Below are 19,427 nucleotides of genomic sequence, written 5' to 3'. Positions count from 1 at the left end.
TTAATTTTTTCAGTTACAATTTAATCTCTTCGTCTTTAGCAGAGATAAAGTGAAACTCAGTTAAATGATACGATGATTGCGCTTTAACTTTAATCCACTGGCCGTATTTAAAGAACCAGCGGCGTTGAAGGTTGAAAATGCCTTTTGTAATATAAGCTTCAATGTAAGGGTGTACACAAAGCGTTACCCCTTTTTCATTCTGTTCTCTTAAAATATAATTAAGGTTGTTTTCAATATCATCCATTAAAACGATACTCGCTTTAATTTCTCCGGTCCCATCGCAGGTCGGGCATTTTTCTACCGTAACAATATTCATTTCCGGACGAACACGCTGTCTGGTAATTTGTACCAAACCAAATTTGCTTGGAGGCAAGATAGTGTGTTTGGCTCTATCCAATAACATCAGCTCACGCAAATAATCGAATAGTATTTTACGGTTTGTTGGTTTGTGCATGTCGATAAAATCGATTACCACAATACCGCCCATATCGCGCAAGCGCAATTGACGGGCAATTTCTTTAGCCGCCTCTTTATTTACCTGTAAAGCATTTTCTTCTTGATTTTCTTTACTGGCAGTACGGTTTCCACTGTTCACGTCTATTACGTGGAGTGCTTCAGTATGCTCAACAACCAGGTAGGCACCACCCGGCAGGTTTACTGTTTTTCCGAAAGCATTTTTAATCTGCTTTTCTATACCAAAATGATCAAATATCGGTTCTTTCTGTTTGTAAAGTTTTACGATTTTTTCCATTTCAGGGGAAATATCGTGAACATAAGAACGGATATCATCGTACAGATCCGGAGTACTAACGTAAACGTTTGTAAAATCAGGATTCAGAATATCACGGATTAACGTTGATGATCTGTCCATTTCTCCCCAAACTCTTTTTGAAGGTTCGGTAGATGGCATCTTTTTAACGAAGTTTTCCCACTTGGCAATTAAATCCAAAAGATCTTTTTGCATTTCGGCAACCCCTCTGCCCTCAGAAACGGTCCTGATAATGACCCCAAAATTTTGAGGTTTAATACTTTCTATAATCTTTTTTAAACGATTACGTTCGGTATTACTTTTAATTTTTTTTGATACGGATATGGTATTGGAGAATGGCACCAGTACCACATACCTGCCGGCAATCGAAATGTCGGAACTTAAACGCGGACCTTTTGTAGAAATTGGTTCTTTCGCAATTTGTACAGGTAGGAGCATGTTTTTACTCAGCACATCAGAAATTTTGCCTGCCTTATTAATATCGGCTTCTAGCTTTAAATTATCTAATAATGTGCCTGTAACCGAGCCATTACGCTTGATCTTCGTTAGCTTAATTAAAGATTGCACCTGAGGGCCCAAATCAAAGTAATGCAAAAAAGCATCTTTTTCATAACCAACATCCACGAAAGCAGCATTCAGGCCCGGCATAATTTTTTTAATGCGGCCTAAATAAATATCGCCTACGGCGTAATTAGTATTGATTTGTTCTTTGTGAAGCTCAACAAGTTGTTTGTCTTCAATCAACGCTATGGTAACTCCGGCAGGAGTCGAATTGATAATTAATTCTTTTACCAACAGCTACAGATTTAAGGCTTTCGCCCATTAACAAATGGATAGTAAATAAAAACAGTGATATAGCCAAAAAGATATACAATTTAAAAATCATATAAATTGTTTAAACCTCATAGCGTTTGCTATGAGGTTTAACTGGCTTAATCAAAATAAGAAACTATTTTTTCTTATGTCTGTTTTTTCTTAAACGTTTTTTACGTTTGTGGGTAGCCATTTTATGTCTTTTTCTTTTTTTACCGCTTGGCATAGTTTTAAGTTTTAAATGTTTTTATTAATCTGTTAATTAATTTTTATTCTTTAGTTCAGCCACCTTCTTATCGATAAAAGAAGATAAGGTTGGGTTAGCCGCTAATTTTTTGCTTGATAGATAAGCATCAACTGCTTCTTTATTTCTGCCTAAATTTTCTAAAGCTGTTCCTAAATAAAAATAGGCTTCAGGGGTCGGAGCTGTAGCAATTACCGTATTAAAACGGGGAATTGCTTTGTCAAACTGACCTGATTTTATCGAGAACAACCCTAAATTCATATTGGCCTTTACATTTTTAGGTTCTTTAGCCACAACTTCCAACAACATTGCAATACCTTGCATTGGTGCACCCAAGCCGTTTACTATGGTTACACCTAAGCCTGTTTTAGCTTCAATGTTTGTAGAGTCCTTCTCTAATGCTTTTTTGTAAGACATATTGGCTTTTTGCAGTAAAGCAGGCTGCGCTAAGCTGTCTTGTGTGCTCTCAAAAGCTTTTATAAATTGATTTCCGGCAGCTAACCACGATTTTGTGGATGGTTCGCCTTCGGCTACAACTTCTAAATACAGGGCAGATGGGGTAATTTGTTCAACATCGTCCCATTTCTGGGCCAATTGTTTGGCAAATTGAATCTTTTCTGTGCCATTTGCGCCTTTGTAGCTGTTTTCTAAAGCTGTAATATCTGTAGCCAAATTTTTATTGATTACATTCTTTGCAGCTGTAGAGGAAGTTTCGAGGTTTAGTACCGATGCTGGTGATGGAGATGCCGCTCCGGCCATTTGGCCACTTGAAGGCATTTTTCCATTTTCTTCCGTTGGTTTAACCAAACCCTTAATGTCTCTGGTAAATAAGAATGCAACAAGCAATACAATCGCTCCAATAACAATGGTTTGTTTTGATCTGATGTTGCTATCCATATATTAAGACTTAGGCTTCTACTTTAATTTTTTTTGAATTACTTTTCACTTTATCAACAAATACTTTTGCTGGTTTAAAGCTAGGAACGAAGTGTTCAGGGATGATTATTGCAGTGTTTTTTGAGATATTTCTCGCAGTTTTTTGCGCTCTCTTTTTAACAACAAAGCTCCCGAAGCCTCTAACGTATACATTTTCACCGCCAATCATGCTGGTTTTGATAACCTTGAAAAATGCCTCAACTGTTTCCTGTACATCAACCTTCTCAATTCCGGTTTTTGTTGATATTTCTGAAATAATATCTGCCTTAGTCATATTTTATTATTTATTATATATTATGTTTTAATATTACTACTGTTTTGGGGTTGCAAAAGTATTGCTTTTTAATGAGATAGGGAAATAAAAGATGATTTTTTTATCGGCAGACTTATCAGGCTATTGCAAGTTTTTTTTTAATTGGATAAATAGACCGTAATTTGCGGTAATGACATTTCAAAATGAACTCATCAATTGGTACCTGATCAATAAAAGGGACCTGCCATGGAGGCACACCAATGATGCTTATACCATCTGGTTATCAGAGGTTATATTACAACAAACCAGAGTAGAGCAGGGGCTTCCATACTTCAATCGGTTTTTGGAAAATTTCCCAACAGTTACCGACTTTGCCCATGCAACAGAAGCCAAAGTTCTAAAGCTTTGGCAGGGTTTGGGTTATTATTCCAGAGGAAGGAATATGCATGCAACAGCCCGTATTGTGGTGCAGGATTATGGTGGAATCTTCCCGAATCTGCATGATGAGCTCATAAAATTGAAAGGAATTGGTGAGTATACTGCTGCAGCAATCTCTTCATTTTCCTCAGGAGAAGCACGGGCTGTGGTAGATGGAAATGTGTTTAGGGTGCTGTCCAGGTTTTATGGTTTAGCTACTCCAATAAATAGCCCTGTCGGTAAAAAAGAGTTTTATGTTTTGGCGAACGATTTGTTATATAAGGAAGATCCTGCCCTTTATAACCAGGCTATTATGGAGTTTGGGGCAATACAGTGTAAACCAAAATCGCCCAATTGCGGCATTTGTCCGCTCAGTCAGGATTGTTATGCTTTCAATTATGATCAGGTAAATGCGTTACCGGTTAAAATACGTAAAGCCGCACAGAAACATCGATACCTCAATTATTTTATTTGTTTTGAAGACGATAGGGTGTTGATCAGAGAGAGGCAGGCGGGTGATGTTTGGCAGCATTTATATGATTTCCCTAGTATAGAAACGACTCAACAATATGAATGGAAAGATTCATTATTTATTGATCAGGTAAAATCGGTATTTGGAAATCATGCCGAATTTAGTTTGATAAGTGCTAAAAAACACGTTTTAACACACCAAATAATCCATGTGCAATTTTTTGCATTAAAAAATTATATATTTAACTTTAATAAACAAAAGGAACTTAATTGGGTTTCTTTGAATAAATTAGATGAGTTGCCGCAGCCAAAAGTAATCCATGATTTTGTTCAGGAATATTTTTATAAGGACAAAATGGAATAATAACCATCTTATATGGCGCATTTGTAAAAGAAAACAACTAACCAAAAATATTTATGTCTGGGATTAACAAAGTTATTTTAGTAGGCCATTTAGGCAAAGACCCTGAAGTACGGCATTTAGACGGTGGCGTAACAGTAGCCAGCTTTCCATTAGCTACATCGGAAACATACAACAAAGACGGTAAGAGAGTAGAGCAAACAGAATGGCACAATATTGTATTATGGCGTGGATTGGCCGAGGTCGCATCCAAATACCTGCAAAAAGGCAAACTGGTTTATATAGAGGGCAAACTAAGAACACGATCCTTTGAAGATAAAGAAAAGGTAAAAAAATATGTAACTGAAATCGTTGCAGAGAACTTTACCATGTTGGGTAGAAAAAGCGATTTTGAGCAAAATCCGACAACACCTGCCCATCAACACACTGAAACTAAAATTGATGATGAATTTACAATTGGCCCTTCAGATGAAAACGGTGATCTTCCGTTTTAATCAGCAATTTAAAGTAATTTTTAAAGGCTACCTGATGAGAGGTAGCTTTTTTTATGCGCTTAATTTTAATCTTAAAACAAAAAACTCCTGCCGGTTTACAGACAGGAGTTCTGATGATCTCATGAAGATTATCAATTAATCTTCGTATAATAAATATTTAACTTGATCTTATTTGGGGTTGCACTGCCAGCGCCTATAACCGATCTTTCAGCAGATGTGGCACTTGGCACACTCTGAAAATCAGTATAAGATGTAGGCGCCAGAAATGTGCCATAGTCTTCCATGTTTTTGTCGATCAGGCTTTGTACGTAACTGGTTACAATAAAGATGTAGCGTTTTTTCAACGAGTCGAAATAACCTCCAAAAAGTGCAGCACCGCCAGAAGTGCTACTTGAAAATGTTGTGTAATCAGGTATGTTCGCAGGCTGCTGTGCAATGTCCCAACGGTATAAAGAAAGCCGTTGTGCGGCGTTAAAAGGATATGCAGGCGTACTTTCGCCAATTTCTACCACTAATTCTGCTTTATTAATAATCGCTTTTCCGTAAGTACTGGTAAAGTTTATCAATTCCGGGAACTTTAATTTGGTTTTCACACCGGCTAAACCTTGTAAATAGGTTACGCTATACTGTTGAGCTGGATCTGGTGGAACTGGAACAGCAATTTGTTTCTGTATTTCTGTGCCAGTGTAATCGTGTTTAATACTGGCAGCTATACCCGAAATAAAAGAACCACTACTACCGTTTGAAACTAGCTTTCCGATAGGGAAATTTACAGTTGCAGTATCTACGCCGTTGGAAGTATTCGTTTTTTTCCAAACCAGTTGCAGGTAAGAGTCAGTTCCTGAAAAGTTAAAGAATGCAATCCCGCCAACGCCTGTAGAAGATGTTTTATTAACCTGTGCATACAAACCTTTAAAAGATTCTATAAACTTGCTTTCTGTCGCTGTTCCTGCGGTACCCTGATTAAGTATGGCGTTTTGTATAAATGCCTTGTTTAACGGTATTCTGATCTGCGCCGGTACGGTTTTTAAAGTATCGGCTTTGCCGCTAACAATATCATATACCTTTTGTTTTGTATTTGGAGCCAGTTTGCCGGTAAAATTGCCTAATAAAGTATTATTGATAGCCTGAACATCAGAACTTTTATAATTGGTTACCTTATTGGCCAGTTGAAATACATCTATGCTATATTTAGAATTTGTGGTGTCACCATAAAATTTGGTCGCCGTGCTCGTTTCGTCAAACTTTAATACTAAAACAGCTGAGTCAAGTTGAGGTGCCGTTCCAAAATCATAACTGGTGCTTGCCGGATAAACAGTCATTGCTATACCTGCCTCTGTTTTACCAAAAACAGGATCGGTCATGTAACCTAACGGATAGCGGTTCAGCCCTGAAGTATTAGCGGCCGCTTCTGGTACGAGTTGTGTGGTAACAGGAGATACTACCAAAGTTCCGGTAATGGCCGTATTAGGGTCAACATCTAAACCAACACCATCGGGGTTTTTACATGATGCAAAAAGAAAAAGACTTATCAACAGGGTTAATAAGTCTTGTTTTGTAAATTTCATATTTAAAATAATAATACCTGATTAAGCTACTGAAACCAATTCATCATTTGAAATCTCTTCATAGAAGTTGTAGAAGTTTTCAAAATTCTCGGTTAAGTTAAAAGCTAATGTTGGCTTATTGGAATCTTTAACAAATTTTAACACATCCTGGTTTAAGTTTTCGTCTCCTAAAACCACTGCATCTGAGTGAGTTATGGCACCAATGTGCATGCTGTCACAGTCAGATGGCAAAAATGCTTTAGTGTCATCTTCCGTCATATTGGCCATCACTGCTTTGGTAGCAAAATTTGCATTCAATTTTTCTGTAAAACCATCCTCATAAATAGAATAAACTACTTTTGAATTCTTAAAGGTAGGATCGTTTTTGTAAGTGGTTTTAATGTAAGCAGGAACCAAAGCACTCATCCAGCCATGGCAGTGAACAATATCTGGTGCCCAACCTAATTTTTTAACCGTCTCTAATGCGCCTTTGCAGAAGAAAATCGTACGTTCATCATTGTCATCGAAAAATTTTCCGCTGGCATCTCTGAATACTTGTTTGCGCTGGAAATATTCTTCGTTATCTAAGAAATAAACCTGCATGCGTGCAGCTGGGATGGAGGCTACTTTGATGATTAAAGGGTTATCGTTGTCATCAATAATGATGTTCATTCCCGATAAGCGGATTACTTCATGTAAACGATTTCTTCTTTCGTTGATATTACCAAATTTTGGCATCAAGATGCGGATTTCGAATCCTTTTTCTTGCATAGCCTGTGGCAATTGACGCGTAATTTCAGAAATTTTAGTAAGCTCGAGGAAAGGCGACATCTCGTGTGTAACAATCAGCAGCTTCGTTTTTGCCATCTCCATATTTTAAGAAAATATTAAGTTAAATAAAAGATAATGAGCTGCAAAGGTAAGCATAATAATACTATTTATCAATATAGCAAGCATTTGTTTGGTTTCATTTAGATTAATTTACACCTTTACAGCTTTAATTTAGATTGTCCAAAATTGGAAATATTTAAAACCAAAGCAGCGCTTAAGGCTTTTTTGCAGCCATTAAAAGCTTCAGCTAAAAAAATAGCGTTGGTGCCCACCATGGGCGCTCTGCACAATGGCCATATCTCACTGATCAAACTGGCCCAGCAAAATGCAGATGTTATTATCTGCAGTATTTTCGTAAATCCTACACAGTTTACCGATCCTAAAGATCTGGAAAAATACCCACGGCCGATCGAGCATGATCTGGCGATGCTGGCCGATGCCGGCTGTAACGCTGTGTTTATGCCAAATGTTGAAGAGATGTATCCGAATGGTGCTGATGAGGCATGGCATATAGATTTAGGTAAAGCCGAATTTTTATTGGAAGGCGAGTTTAGGAAAGGCCATTACCAGGGCGTAACGCAGATTGTAAAAAAACTGTTTGATGCGGTAGAGCCTGATGTGGCGATGTTCGGGCAAAAAGATTTCCAGCAGGTATTTATGATTAAAAATATGCTGTCTTATTTTAAATTGCCTATTACCATTATTACCTGTCCTATTATCCGCGAAGATGATGGTTTAGCGATGAGCAGCCGGAATATCCATTTATCAACCGAAGAACGCCTGCATTCACTTGTCTTGAGTAAATCGCTGCAGTTCGTTGTTGATCATTTTGATGAATACCCACTTGCAGAACTGGTAGATAAGGCAAAAGCATACTATCAGGGCATAGAAGGGGTTGAACTCGATTATTTTACCATTGCCGATGGCAATACACTGGAGCCGGCCAAATCAAAAGATGAAGATAATCTGGTCGCCCTGGTTGCTGCAAAGGTGGGTTCAACGAGGTTGATTGATAATATGATTATAAAGTGATGGAAAATAGGAGCGGTAAGATGATAGAGGTGTAAGATAATTGGTCTTATGGTTAACGGCAGGGGCCCTTAAGCTATTTATTTAGAGACATCATGTATGACTCTTTTCATGACGTATATAATCATCCATTTTCCATATTACGTCTTCCTTTAGTGTGAAACTCCAAACTGATTACTAACTTTGCCAAATGGTTATCACAATATTAAAATCGAAAATACACCGTGTTAGGGTAACACAAGCCGAATTGAATTATGTAGGCAGTATTACGATAGATGAGGATTTGATGGATGCGGCTAACATTATTGCTAATGAAAAGGTGCAGATTGTAAATAATAATAATGGTGCACGTTTCGAAACTTACGTAATAAAAGGTGAGCGCGGAACGGGAACCATTTGTTTAAATGGTGCAACAGCCCGTTTGGCTCAGCTAGGTGATGTGCTCATTATTATGTCATATGGTGCATTGCCAATAGAAGAGGCCAAAAAATATAATCCGATATTGGTTTTTCCTGATGATAATAATCATTTGCTAAAATAACCTTGTGACATTCGACCTCAGAACAGCGCTAAAATTTATCATCCTGTTTTTAATAGGAATAGGGGTGTTGTATTTAGCTTTTCGTGGTCAGGATTTAGAAAAGATTTGGCAGGAAATTAAAACAGCAAATTACTTTTGGGTAATTATTTCTGCCATTGCGGTTTTAATTGCCCACGTGTTGCGGGCTTTGCGTTGGAGGATGTTATATCAGTCTATTCATTACGATGTAGGCTTTTGGCATGCGTACCACGCTGTAATGATCGGTTACCTGGCCAATCTGGCTTTGCCGCGTTTTGGCGAAATTGGTCGCTGTTCCGTTATCCGTAAAGCTGCAAAGGTACCTATGTTTGCTTCTATTGGAACTGTAATTACCGAGCGGCTGTTTGATGTAGTGATGCTTTTTCTGACTGGTTTGGCGATGCTGATCTTTCAATATGATATCGTAGCCGACTTCCTTTATCAAACCATATATCGTAACCTGGCTAAAAAATTAAATGAGCTTAACTATTGGTGGTTAGTTGGTTTTAGTGCTGTTATATTGTTGCTCATTGTTATTTCAATCTATTTTCTCCGTCAAAAATTTGGTAAAAAATTCTTACGCATTTTTGTAAATCTTCGTCAGGGTTTTGGCTCTTACAGCAAGTTGAAAGAGAAAGGTTTGTTCCTAACCTACACCCTTGGTATTTGGGTTTTCTACTTGCTTTCTATGTATTTTGCTTTTTCTTCCATTCCAAGTACTTCAGATTTACATTTAAATGCTGCATTTACAGCAATTGTATTTTCAGGTTTTGCTATGGCGGCGCCTGTTCAGGGCGGTATCGGTGTTTTTCACTGGATGGTTGCCAAGTCACTCGTATTGTATGGCATATCTTTTAAAGATGGCTTAGCTTACTCAACCATTATTCATTCCTCACAGTTTTTGCTAATCCTGGTTTTAGGGAGTTTAAGTTTGTTTTTCATTTTAACCAAAAGGGATGCTGTTTCCATTCTTAACGCAGATCATACCACTAAATAAATCTTTTATTGCGGCTATACGGTTTTCGTTGGCTTAATAGTACAACTGCCTTTTTGTTAGTAAACCTGACCGACAGCATTATCCCGGTTTATGCACTATTCTTTTGTTTTTTTGTGTGCATGCCTGTTTCACAGGTTTCACCGGATAAAGCAAAGGGCAGGGCTATCGGGGCCCGGTAACTACTGCTCTTGCTTTCCAAAAAAATAAAAGAAACATTTAGTTAAAGCGATAGGCCTTTACTAATATACCATTACAATAGCCAATGAGTTTAAAAATAAATTACTATGCAGCCATAGTAATTTCAATCAGAAATGCTATATTTGATTTACTAACCTTTTATACATAAATGTTATGCATTTTGAATTAAGTGAAGAGCAATTAATGATTCAGCAAGCTGCCCGCGATTTTGCGCAGCAAGAATTAAAGCCTGGCGTAATTGAAAGAGATGAGCATCAGAAATTTCCGGCCGAGCAGATAAAAAAACTTGGAGAACTCGGCTTCTTAGGGATGATGGTGAATGAAAAATATAACGGAAGCGGACTTGATGCCATTTCTTACGTGCTGGTCATGGAAGAGCTTTCAAAAATAGATGCGTCTGCATCTGTTGTGGTTTCGGTAAATAATTCATTGGTTTGTTACGGTTTAGAAGCCTACGGTACTGAAGCCCAAAAGGAAAAATATCTAAAACCGCTGGCTGCCGGCGAAAAAATAGGCGCTTTTTGCTTGTCAGAGCCCGAAGCCGGATCTGATGCCACATCGCAACGTACAACAGCCGAAGATAAAGGAGATTATTATCTGCTTAATGGTACCAAAAACTGGATCACAAACGGAAGTACCGCATCAACTTACCTGGTTATTGCACAAACCCATCCCGAATTAAGACATAAAGGTATAAATGCTTTTATCGTAGAAAAAGGAATGGAGGGGTTTACTGTTGGGCCAAAGGAGAATAAGCTGGGCATTCGTGGCTCTGATACGCATTCGTTGATGTTTAACGATGTTAAAGTGCCAAAAGAAAATAGAATTGGTGAAGACGGTTTTGGGTTCAAATTTGCCATGAAAACATTAGAAGGAGGAAGGATTGGTATTGCGGCCCAGGCTTTGGGTATTGCACAAGGCGCTTTCGAATTGGCAACTCAGTATGCAAAAGAGCGTAAATCATTTGGGAAACCCATTGCTGAGCATCAGGCTATCGCTTTTAAACTGGCTGATATGGCGACGCAGATTGAAGCCGCCAGGTTGTTGGTTTATAAGGCAGCCTGGCTAAAAGATCAGGGTTTGCCCTATACACAGGCGGGTTCCATGGCGAAGTTGTTTGCTTCGAAAGTGGCTATGGATGTAACTGTAGAAGCTGTACAGGTACACGGCGGTTATGGTTTTGTTAAAGAATATCACGTAGAACGGTTGATGCGAGACGCAAAAATTACCCAGATTTACGAAGGCACCTCTGAGATCCAGAAAATGGTGATATCAAGAGAGGTCATTCGGTAGTTGCCAGTTGGCGGTTTTCAGTTGGCATTTTGAATTTAAAACTGCCAACTGAAAACTGAATTATTCCTTCTCTCCCGCAATGGCACTAAATACAGCCTTAATCAAAGCAACCACAACCGCTAAAAATGCTGCAGCAATAAAGCCTGATGTATTGAAAGAGGTCATCATGTTATCAACCAGTAAAATCATTAAAACGGTGATGATAAATGATACCAATCCCAGGGTTAAAAAATTGATCGGGAAAGTTAATAGCCTTAAGATGAACCCAATTGTTGCATTTGCAAGTGCAATCAGCACTGAAGCGATAATGGCATTTCCGAAGCCATCGATACTCACCCCCGGCACTAGTTTTGCGCCTATAAAAAACGCCAGTCCTGTTAGCAGGATTTCAATAATAAATCTCATAATTGTTATTTTTGTAAATGTATAAATGCTATTTTACCTATTCGGTTATTGTTTGGATTTTCATATCCATGTTTTCATGTTCGAATAGAAACAATAAACCGGTGATTAAGTTTTCTGGAGATAGCACTTCGATTATTATTAAAAACATTGATGAGGCGAGCCTTTTGCAGGTTAGAAATGCTTATAGGAGCAAAGCTGATACCGTTAATTTGATCTCGGTTTTGATCAGGCCAGGCGATCTGGATAGTATTCAGGATGAACGGGAAGTATCTGGAAAGATCAAAATATTAGGCGATTCGCTTATGTTTAGTCCTGACCGGCCTTTTTCAAAGGGTACGGAGTATCTGGTAGAAAGTTACATTGGGGTAAAATTTGCGACTGTTGGCGATCTGATTAGGGGAAAGGGTAAGCAGAACTTAAAAGCACAGCAGCAAACACTTAAACGGTAATAATCAGCATAATAATTCGTGCAGGTGTTTGATTTTTTGTAAAAAATTACTACATTTGCATCGTAATCGAAGAAAAGAGAAGGGGACAATGTCCCCTTTTTCTATGAAATCAGGTTGAAATATGCAGGTAGAAAAGAGAGTTGCAGCCCTCGTAGAGGAAAAAATTGCAGATCGGCCAGAACTGTTTTTGGTTGATGTGAAAATGTTGCCAAACAATAAATTGATTATTCATGTTGATGGCGACGAAGGTATTAGCATACAGGATTGTGTAGCCATAAGCAGGCATGTTGGTTTTCATCTCGAAGAAGAGAATGCAATAGAGCAGGCTTATAATTTAGAAGTTTCTTCCCCGGGCGTTGGCGAGCCTTTAAAATTAATCCGTCAGTACAATAAAAATGTTGGTCGTACAATAAGCATTAAGTTTAAAGAAGGGGCAAAAAAAGAAGGGAAACTGCTAGCGGTTACAGAAAATAATCTGCTGATTGAAGAATCGGTTAAAGAAAAAGGGAAAAAGGCGGTAGCAATTCAGACAGATGTTCCGTTTAATGATATATTAGAAACAAGTGTGTTAATTTCATTTAAGTAAAATGAGTACTACAACAATTAATTTGATCGACTCTTTTCAAGAGTTCAAAGATTTCAAAAATATAGATCGCCCAACGGTGATCAGTGTGCTGGAAGAGGTTTTTCGTAGCATGTTGCGTAAAAAATACGGAACAGACGAGAACTGTGACGTAATTGTGAATCCTGATAACGGGGATTTGGAGATCTGGAGAACGAGAAAAGTAATGGAGGACGGATTTTCTGAGGATGATGATTTAGAGATCGAACTTGCTGATGTACACAAACTTGACCCGACTTTAGAAGTTGGTGACGATTATATTGAGCAGATTACGCTAGAAAGCTTCGGCCGCAGAGCGATTTTAGCTGCACGCCAAACACTCGTTTCTAAAGTTTTGGAATTAGAGAAAGATGAAATTTTCAAAAAATATAAAGATCGTGTTGGTGAAATTGTAACCGGCGAGGTTTATCAGGTTTGGAAAAAAGAAACTTTGGTTTTAGATGATGAAGGTAACGAACTTTTAATGCCTAAAACCGAGCAGATTCCTGCTGATTATTTCAAAAAAGGTGATTCTGTAAGAGCAGTGATTTCTAAAGTAGAAATGATCAATGCCAATCCGAAAATTATTATTTCGAGAACGGCACCAGAATTTTTACAACGCTTGTTCGAGCAGGAAGTTCCAGAAATTTTCGATGGTTTGATTACCATCAAGAAAATTGTTCGTGAACCGGGAGAGCGTGCTAAAGTTGCGGTTGAATCGTACGATGACCGTATTGATCCGGTTGGAGCATGCGTGGGTATGAAAGGATCACGTATCCACGGAATTGTTCGGGAGTTGAAAAACGAAAATATTGACGTGATTAACTTCACTAATAATATTTCATTATACATCACCCGTGCTTTAAGCCCGGCTAAAATCACATCTATCAAATTGGATGATGAAACCAAACATGCATCGGTTTACTTAAAACCAGATCAGGTTTCATTGGCCATCGGACGTGGCGGACATAACATTAAACTGGCTGGTAAATTAACCGGTTATGAAATTGATGTGTACCGTGAAGCAGGTGAAGAAAGTGACGAGGATGTTGATTTAGAAGAATTCTCAGATGAGATTGATAGCTGGATCATTGATGAATTAAAGGCTATCGGGTGCGATACTGCTAAGAGTGTTTTAGCACTTACAGTAGAAGATTTGGTAAAACGCACCGACTTAGAAGAAGAAACCATTAAAGAAGTGGTTCAGATTTTACAGTCAGAATTTGAATAAGTGGTGTAATTGCCAAATAAACACTACTTTTGTTTTATTATAAAAAATAACAGGAGCTAAATGTCAGACGACAAACCAATCATTTTAATTAAAGCTATTAAAGAACTTAATATAGGCATGGGTACAGCCGTTGAGTTTTTAAACAAAAAAGGCTTCTCTGCCGAGAAGAGCCCTATGTTTAAACTTACGGGTGAGATGTATAATGCCTTATTGAAAGAGTATCAGGGAGATAAGATCGTAAGAGAAGAAGCCAAACAAATAGTGATTGGTAAAATACGTCGCGACGAGCCTGAAACTGAGAAGCCAGTAGAAGCGCCGAAAAAAAATGCCGATTTTGAGAAAAATGAGGAGATTTTAATTAAAAATGCTCAATCATTTACCCCTCCGGCAGAAAAGCCTAAGGCGGTAGAAACGCCTAAAGCTGAAGCGCCAACACCAGTACCTGCGGCAGCAGTAGAACCAGTAAAAGAAAATAAAGCTGAAGAAACCGGATTACCTGGAGTAAAAATTGTAGGAAAGATCGATTTAAATGATCTTAACCCAAAAACACGCCCGGCTAAAAAAGATGAAACACCTGTTGCATCACCGCCTGTTGCAGAACCAGCAGCAGTTAAAGCGCCAGAACCTGTAAAGCCGGTTGAACAACCAAAAGTGGAAGAAAAACCAGTTGAGGTTAAAAAAGAAGAAGCTCCTGTTGTATCAGCACCAGTTGCGGAAACACCAGTAGCCAAAGCAGCTGAGCCTGTGAAACCAGTTGAACAGCCTAAGGCCGAGGAGAAACCAGCTGAAGCAAAACCGGTAAGCAACGAGCCTGAAGTAATTAAAGCACGTACTGTTAAATTAACAGGTCCGAACATTATTGGTAAAATTGTTTTACCAACAACGCCGGATAGGAGAAATGGTCCGGTAGCATCATCTAGTGATAGTGAAGCTGCTAAACGTAAGCGTAAACGTAAGAAAACCCCGGGAGCACCTGGACAACCAGGTCAACAAGGTGGTCAGGGCCAGCAAGGCCAGCATAACCCCGCAGGTCAGGGTGGTGCACCAGGTCAGCCTCGCCAGCCTTACCAGGGCAACAGGCAAGGTGGCGGTACACCGTACCAGGGAAACAGACCAGCCGGACAGGGTGGAACGCCTTATCAGGGAAATAGAAATAACAATAACAGACCAGGTTTCCAAAATAGAAACGCTACACCAAGCGGGCCTAAAGAAGAACCTACTGAGAAAGAAATTCAAGATCAGATCAAAGCAACTCTTGCCCGTTTAAGTGGTGCGGGTAAATCTGGTAAATTCGCACAACGTGCTAAATTGCGTCGTCAGAAACGTGATGACGTAGCATTTAATGCAGAGGAAGCGGCAAATGAGCTTGAATCGCAGTCGAAAATATTAAAAGTAACAGAGTTTGTTACAGCTAATGAGTTAGCGAACATGATGGATGTACCAGTTACCAAAATTATTGGTACTTGTATGAGTCTGGGTATGTTTGTTTCCATTAATCAACGCTTAGATGCTGAAACATTAACCATCGTGGCCGATGAGTTTGGTTATGAAATTCAATTCATAAAACCAGATGAAGAGGAGGACAATGTAATTGAGGAAGAAGATAATGAGGCTGATTTAATTGAAAGAGCTCCGGTTGTAACAATTATGGGTCACGTCGATCACGGTAAAACTTCATTGCTGGATTATATCCGTAAAGCAAATGTGGTGGCTGGTGAGGCCGGTGGTATTACCCAGCACATTGGTGCTTACATGGTAACTACCCCTTCAGGTAAAAAAGTAACTTTCCTGGATACTCCGGGTCACGAAGCCTTTACGGCGATGCGTGCACGTGGTGCCAAGGCAGCCGATATTGCCATTATTGTTATTGCAGCGGATGATGCAGTGATGCCTCAAACAAAAGAGGCTATCAACCACGCACAGGCAGCGGGCGTACCATTGGTATTTGCTTTCACTAAAGTAGATAAACCAGGCGCCAATGCAGATAAGGTACGTGAGCAATTATCGGTGATGAATATCCTGGTTGAGGATTGGGGTGGTAAGTACCAATCGCAGGAAATCTCAAGCAAAAGCGGTTTAAATGTTGATTTGCTTTTAGATAAGGTCTTATTAGAAGCTGAGTTATTAGAGCTGAAAGCCAATCCTAATAAACGTGCTACAGGTACGGTAATCGAATCGGCCTTAGATAAAGGACGTGGTATTGTAACTACCGTATTGGTTCAGGGCGGTACCTTAAAAGTTGGAGATCCAATCTTAGCGGGTAGCTACAGCGGACGTGTAAAAGCGTTAACCAATGAACGTGGTGCTAAGGTTCATTCAGCAGGTCCATCACAACCCGTACAGGTTTTGGGTATGCAGGGAGCGCCTACAGCAGGTGATCGTTTCAATGCTTTAGAAAGTGAAACCGAAGCACGTGATATTGCAAACAAACGGATGCAGTTACAGCGTGAGCAGGGCTTACGTACGCAGAAACACATTACTTTGGATGAGATTGGTCGTCGTTTAGCAATCGGTAACTTTAAAGAACTTAATATCATTGTTAAAGGTGATGTGGATGGTTCTATCGAAGCGTTATCAGATTCATTACTGAAATTATCTACTGAGCAGATCCAGATCAATATCATCAGTAAAGGTGTTGGTCAGATTTCAGAATCTGATGTATTGTTAGCTTCCGCTTCAGATGCAATTATCATCGGTTTCCAGGTTCGTCCTTCGACAGGTGCACGTAAACTGGCTGAGGCTGAACAGATCGATATCCGCTTATATTCTATCATTTACGATGCGATCAATGAGATTAAATCGGCAATGGAAGGTATGTTGGATCCAGAATTTGAAGAGAAAATTGTGGCTAACGTGGAGATTCGCGAAACATTCAAAATTACAAAGGTGGGTACCATTGCAGGTTGTATGGTACTGGATGGTAAGATTACCCGTAACAGCAAAATCCGTATCGTTAGAGATGGTGTTGTAGTGTATACAGGTGAGTTGGCATCTTTAAAACGCTATAAGGATGATGTGAAAGAAGTATCTAAAGGTTATGAGTGTGGTTTAAATATTCAAAACTTTAATAACATCGAAGTTGGTGATATTGTAGAAGCTTACGAACAAGTTGAAGTAGCAAGAAAGCTTTAAGTAGTTTAAAACATATGATTTAAAGTGGCCTCAAAAGGCCACTTTTTTTATGCTAACAAATTTCTTACCTTAAAAATATCGGATAATTTTTAGTTGTTATCTTAAAATTATCGATATGAGAGATCAGCGGCTTTAAAATCGTTGAAAAATCATTTAACGAAGTCTTAGCATACCATTATTATAAGGTCAAGGCAGATAGGGAAGACTACACTTGTTAAGCAATCGGCAGAACAGCAGCAAGAGATCACAATAATGGTCTTTGTAATGCATTGCTGAACAACTTTTCTACGTGAAACGATAAGTCTGATAAAGGTGAATTACTGGAAAATTATGTTTATTGCAGGTTAAGGCAATTGTATGATGCCGATCATCTGCATTTCTGGCGCACGGATGATGGTAATGAAGTAGATTTTGTGGTAGAAGAACAGCTCAACAAAGGATTGGCCTATGAAGTAAAATATAACGATGTACAGTTTAAGCCTAATAAGTATAAGAAATTTTTAGAAGCATATTCTGACTTCAATTTGGCTTGTGTTTGTAAACGGATTACCAAAGATGATTCAATAGAAGCGATTCGGTTGTAGCTCGCTGACCGTAAAGTAAAATAAATACGATATCAAAAATATTGGTGCGCTTTCTGCTTTTGGGAAACTACTTTAGCCTCCTAAATCCTGATTCTATAATAATATCCTGAATGGAAATTTCGTAAAGTTCGGCTATTTTACCAAGTTGTGAAAGCGAAAAATCGACTTCATTATTTTCCCATTTTCGGTAAGCAACCCTGCTTATTCCAATTACATTAGCTGCACATTGTTGAGTAAACTTATATTTATTTCTATATTTTCTTAAAGTAATCCCTATATCCAACATCTTAAGTAGCACTGATAGCCTGTATTTTGTTTGATGTAATTATTGTGGGTTAATAAATACATCGTGATAATACGTGATTGTCAAAATTAATAAATTAAATATGTTTATTTGCTGTAGATTTAATTTATGGGAAAAAAATAACGTTTCTTGTAAATGGTTTTAATTTATTTAAATCTTTGCTTATAAAATTGAAAACTTATAATAATAGACATACGCTTTCTGGGATATTAATGAAATTGGTTATTTATTTAATAATGGTTTCAGCTTATTCTTCTTGCAAAAAGGAGCGGCAAAGTGATAATAATGAAGATGAGATTGTATCGCCAACTACTGGAACAAGGACTCAGTTCACACTCGATTCTGTTTTTTTATATGCTAAACAGATTTATTTATGGAATGATGTGCTGCCCGATTACAGTACTTTTAGGCCAAGAGAAAGATATGCCAATTCCCAATCTGAAATCAGTGCATTTAGAAATGAACTTTTTGATATTTCCCAATTTAAAGTTAACCAGGCAACAGGCAAGCCATTTGAAATTTCAAACTATAGTAATGTACCTAAATACTCGTATCTTCAACTAGGTAGAAATGGTAGTAGTGCTCGTGCGGGAATCGTAAATGATGCAGCTATTTTAGCTAATCGTATAATCCGTTCTGAAGACAAGGTTATTGCATATATAGCTTTGGGTTCTTTTCCCCAACTCAATAACATTAAGTCAAAACTTGATCAGATTTTTGATGAAGCGGCTATAGATAAGCCGAAATATCTGATTTTAGATTTGCGCTCAAATGGTGGTGGTTATGTAGAAACTGCAGAATATGTTGCTAATTTAATTGCGCCAAGTTTATTAAACCGCAGAACAATGTTTTCAGAAGAATTTAATCCTACTCTTCAAAATGGCAAAGCAACGATTCTAAGACATCAACCTTATTTAGATGAAAAAGGGAAAACTGTGATGTACAATGGACGGATGGCTACGTTGGCTGATGTTGATTATACCGAAGTTGGTAATACCTACAAATTTAATAAAAAAGGCAGCTTGGAAAGTATTCAGGATATTTATGTGGTCGTATCTGGACGAACGGCATCTGCCAGCGAATTACTGATCAGTTGTCTTAAACCTTATTTCAACGTGAAGTTAATTGGCGAAAAGACATATGGAAAACCAGTTGGTTTCTTTGCGGTTAACATTGATCAATATAGTGTTTACTTAAGTAGCTTCCTCATTAAAAATGCCCGATCATGGTCTGATTACTTTAATGGAATGAAACCTAATCTCAGTATTATTATGCCTAGCAATCCGATATTAGGTGATCCAGAAGAGCCATGTTTAAAGGCTACACTCGCTTTGATTGATGGAAAGATTCAAATTCAACCCGAAAAAAGCGGTAGTATTTTAAAGCAGAGATCAAATGCAGCCCCTATATTAGTTAATAGTATGGATTCTATTGGAATGATTGAAAATAGGCTGAAGTTGAGATATTGATGTATTTTTAAATCGGATGATATGTAATCGCATTTTTATG

19 protein-coding genes are annotated in these 19,427 nt (G+C 38.3%); 12 read left to right on the top strand and 7 right to left on the bottom strand.

All coding sequences use genetic code 11. The features are described from left to right. Window positions 1-13: 13 nt before the first annotated feature. The 3 genes from DV942_RS11805 to DV942_RS11795 all read right to left on the bottom strand — a co-directional run bounded on the left by DV942_RS11805 (window position 14) and on the right by DV942_RS11795 (window position 3,036). Window positions 14-1,564 (bottom strand): Rne/Rng family ribonuclease, encoded by a 1,551-nt coding sequence (locus tag DV942_RS11805; protein WP_134204339.1) that lies wholly within the window; start codon window positions 1,562-1,564, stop codon window positions 14-16. Between the two features lie 280 nt (window positions 1,565-1,844). Continuing rightward, window positions 1,845-2,723, bottom strand: coding sequence for a tetratricopeptide repeat protein (locus DV942_RS11800; RefSeq protein ID WP_145857713.1), 879 nt, complete (start codon window positions 2,721-2,723; stop codon window positions 1,845-1,847). Window positions 2,724-2,733: 10 nt separating this feature from the next. Then, on the bottom strand, window positions 2,734-3,036 hold the full coding sequence (locus DV942_RS11795; RefSeq protein ID WP_055909222.1) for an HU family DNA-binding protein: 303 nt from the start codon (window positions 3,034-3,036) through the stop codon (window positions 2,734-2,736). Between the two features lie 169 nt (window positions 3,037-3,205). Here DV942_RS11795 and mutY point away from each other — a divergent pair, with 169 nt between their 5' ends. Beyond that, complete coding sequence (mutY, locus tag DV942_RS11790; RefSeq protein ID WP_145857711.1) at window positions 3,206-4,267, top strand: A/G-specific adenine glycosylase; 1,062 nt, start codon at window positions 3,206-3,208, stop codon at window positions 4,265-4,267. A gap of 53 nt (window positions 4,268-4,320) precedes the next feature. Beyond that, entirely contained in the window at window positions 4,321-4,758 is a 438-nt protein-coding gene (locus DV942_RS11785; RefSeq protein WP_134204333.1) for a single-stranded DNA-binding protein, read from the top strand. Window positions 4,759-4,889: 131 nt separating this feature from the next. Here DV942_RS11785 and DV942_RS11780 read toward each other — a convergent pair whose 3' ends face one another. Continuing rightward, window positions 4,890-6,326, bottom strand: a complete 1,437-nt coding sequence (locus tag DV942_RS11780; protein ID WP_145857710.1) for a DUF4270 domain-containing protein — start codon at window positions 6,324-6,326, stop codon at window positions 4,890-4,892. Window positions 6,327-6,347: 21 nt separating this feature from the next. Further along, a complete protein-coding gene (locus tag DV942_RS11775; RefSeq protein ID WP_244950680.1) occupies window positions 6,348-7,172 on the bottom strand; it encodes a glycogen/starch synthase in 825 nt (274 codons plus the stop codon). A 150-nt stretch (window positions 7,173-7,322) separates the two neighbouring features. Here DV942_RS11775 and panC point away from each other — a divergent pair, with 150 nt between their 5' ends. The 4 genes from panC to DV942_RS11755 all read left to right on the top strand — a co-directional run bounded on the left by panC (window position 7,323) and on the right by DV942_RS11755 (window position 11,212). Next, complete coding sequence (gene panC / locus DV942_RS11770) at window positions 7,323-8,168, top strand: pantoate--beta-alanine ligase (protein ID WP_145857705.1); 846 nt, start codon at window positions 7,323-7,325, stop codon at window positions 8,166-8,168. Between the two features lie 187 nt (window positions 8,169-8,355). Next, window positions 8,356-8,706 carry an aspartate 1-decarboxylase gene (gene panD / locus DV942_RS11765; RefSeq protein WP_134204325.1) on the top strand — a complete coding sequence of 117 codons (351 nt, stop codon included), beginning with the start codon at window positions 8,356-8,358 and terminating at the stop codon, window positions 8,704-8,706. A gap of 4 nt (window positions 8,707-8,710) precedes the next feature. Next, on the top strand, window positions 8,711-9,721 hold the full coding sequence (locus DV942_RS11760) for a lysylphosphatidylglycerol synthase transmembrane domain-containing protein (RefSeq protein WP_145857703.1): 1,011 nt from the start codon (window positions 8,711-8,713) through the stop codon (window positions 9,719-9,721). A gap of 351 nt (window positions 9,722-10,072) precedes the next feature. Further along, window positions 10,073-11,212, top strand: a complete 1,140-nt coding sequence (locus tag DV942_RS11755; protein WP_145857700.1) for an acyl-CoA dehydrogenase — start codon at window positions 10,073-10,075, stop codon at window positions 11,210-11,212. A gap of 60 nt (window positions 11,213-11,272) precedes the next feature. Here DV942_RS11755 and DV942_RS11750 read toward each other — a convergent pair whose 3' ends face one another. Beyond that, window positions 11,273-11,617 (bottom strand): phage holin family protein, encoded by a 345-nt coding sequence (locus DV942_RS11750; RefSeq protein ID WP_134204319.1) that lies wholly within the window; start codon window positions 11,615-11,617, stop codon window positions 11,273-11,275. A gap of 101 nt (window positions 11,618-11,718) precedes the next feature. Here DV942_RS11750 and DV942_RS11745 point away from each other — a divergent pair, with 101 nt between their 5' ends. The 5 genes from DV942_RS11745 to DV942_RS11725 all read left to right on the top strand — a co-directional run bounded on the left by DV942_RS11745 (window position 11,719) and on the right by DV942_RS11725 (window position 17,614). Further along, on the top strand, window positions 11,719-12,066 hold the full coding sequence (locus tag DV942_RS11745) for a hypothetical protein (protein ID WP_145857698.1): 348 nt from the start codon (window positions 11,719-11,721) through the stop codon (window positions 12,064-12,066). Between the two features lie 121 nt (window positions 12,067-12,187). After that, window positions 12,188-12,652: a ribosome assembly cofactor RimP gene (gene rimP / locus DV942_RS11740; RefSeq protein WP_145857696.1), complete on the top strand. Its 465-nt coding sequence runs from the start codon at window positions 12,188-12,190 to the stop codon at window positions 12,650-12,652. Between the two features lies 1 nt (window position 12,653). Further along, on the top strand, window positions 12,654-13,898 hold the full coding sequence (gene nusA / locus DV942_RS11735) for a transcription termination factor NusA (RefSeq protein ID WP_090503332.1): 1,245 nt from the start codon (window positions 12,654-12,656) through the stop codon (window positions 13,896-13,898). Window positions 13,899-13,958: 60 nt separating this feature from the next. Continuing rightward, window positions 13,959-17,030, top strand: a complete 3,072-nt coding sequence (gene infB / locus DV942_RS11730; RefSeq protein ID WP_145857694.1) for a translation initiation factor IF-2 — start codon at window positions 13,959-13,961, stop codon at window positions 17,028-17,030. A 353-nt stretch (window positions 17,031-17,383) separates the two neighbouring features. Then, the gene (locus DV942_RS11725) at window positions 17,384-17,614 is read left to right on the top strand and encodes a DUF4143 domain-containing protein (RefSeq protein ID WP_244950679.1); all 231 of its coding nucleotides are present in this window, start codon (window positions 17,384-17,386) and stop codon (window positions 17,612-17,614) included. A gap of 67 nt (window positions 17,615-17,681) precedes the next feature. On the opposite strand, the gene DV942_RS11720 is transcribed toward DV942_RS11725, so the two are convergent. Continuing rightward, the gene (locus DV942_RS11720; protein ID WP_186462296.1) at window positions 17,682-17,912 is read right to left on the bottom strand and encodes a helix-turn-helix transcriptional regulator; all 231 of its coding nucleotides are present in this window, start codon (window positions 17,910-17,912) and stop codon (window positions 17,682-17,684) included. A gap of 176 nt (window positions 17,913-18,088) precedes the next feature. Between DV942_RS11720 and DV942_RS11715 the strand changes: the two genes are divergently transcribed. Further along, complete coding sequence (locus DV942_RS11715; protein ID WP_145857688.1) at window positions 18,089-19,387, top strand: S41 family peptidase; 1,299 nt, start codon at window positions 18,089-18,091, stop codon at window positions 19,385-19,387. Window positions 19,388-19,427: the final 40 nt, after the last annotated feature.

The sequence above is a fragment of the Pedobacter suwonensis genome (assembly GCF_007833675.1).
GTDB classification, from domain to species: Bacteria; Bacteroidota; Bacteroidia; order Sphingobacteriales; family Sphingobacteriaceae; genus Pedobacter; species Pedobacter suwonensis.
This window is presented reverse-complemented; position numbering and strand designations above follow the sequence as displayed.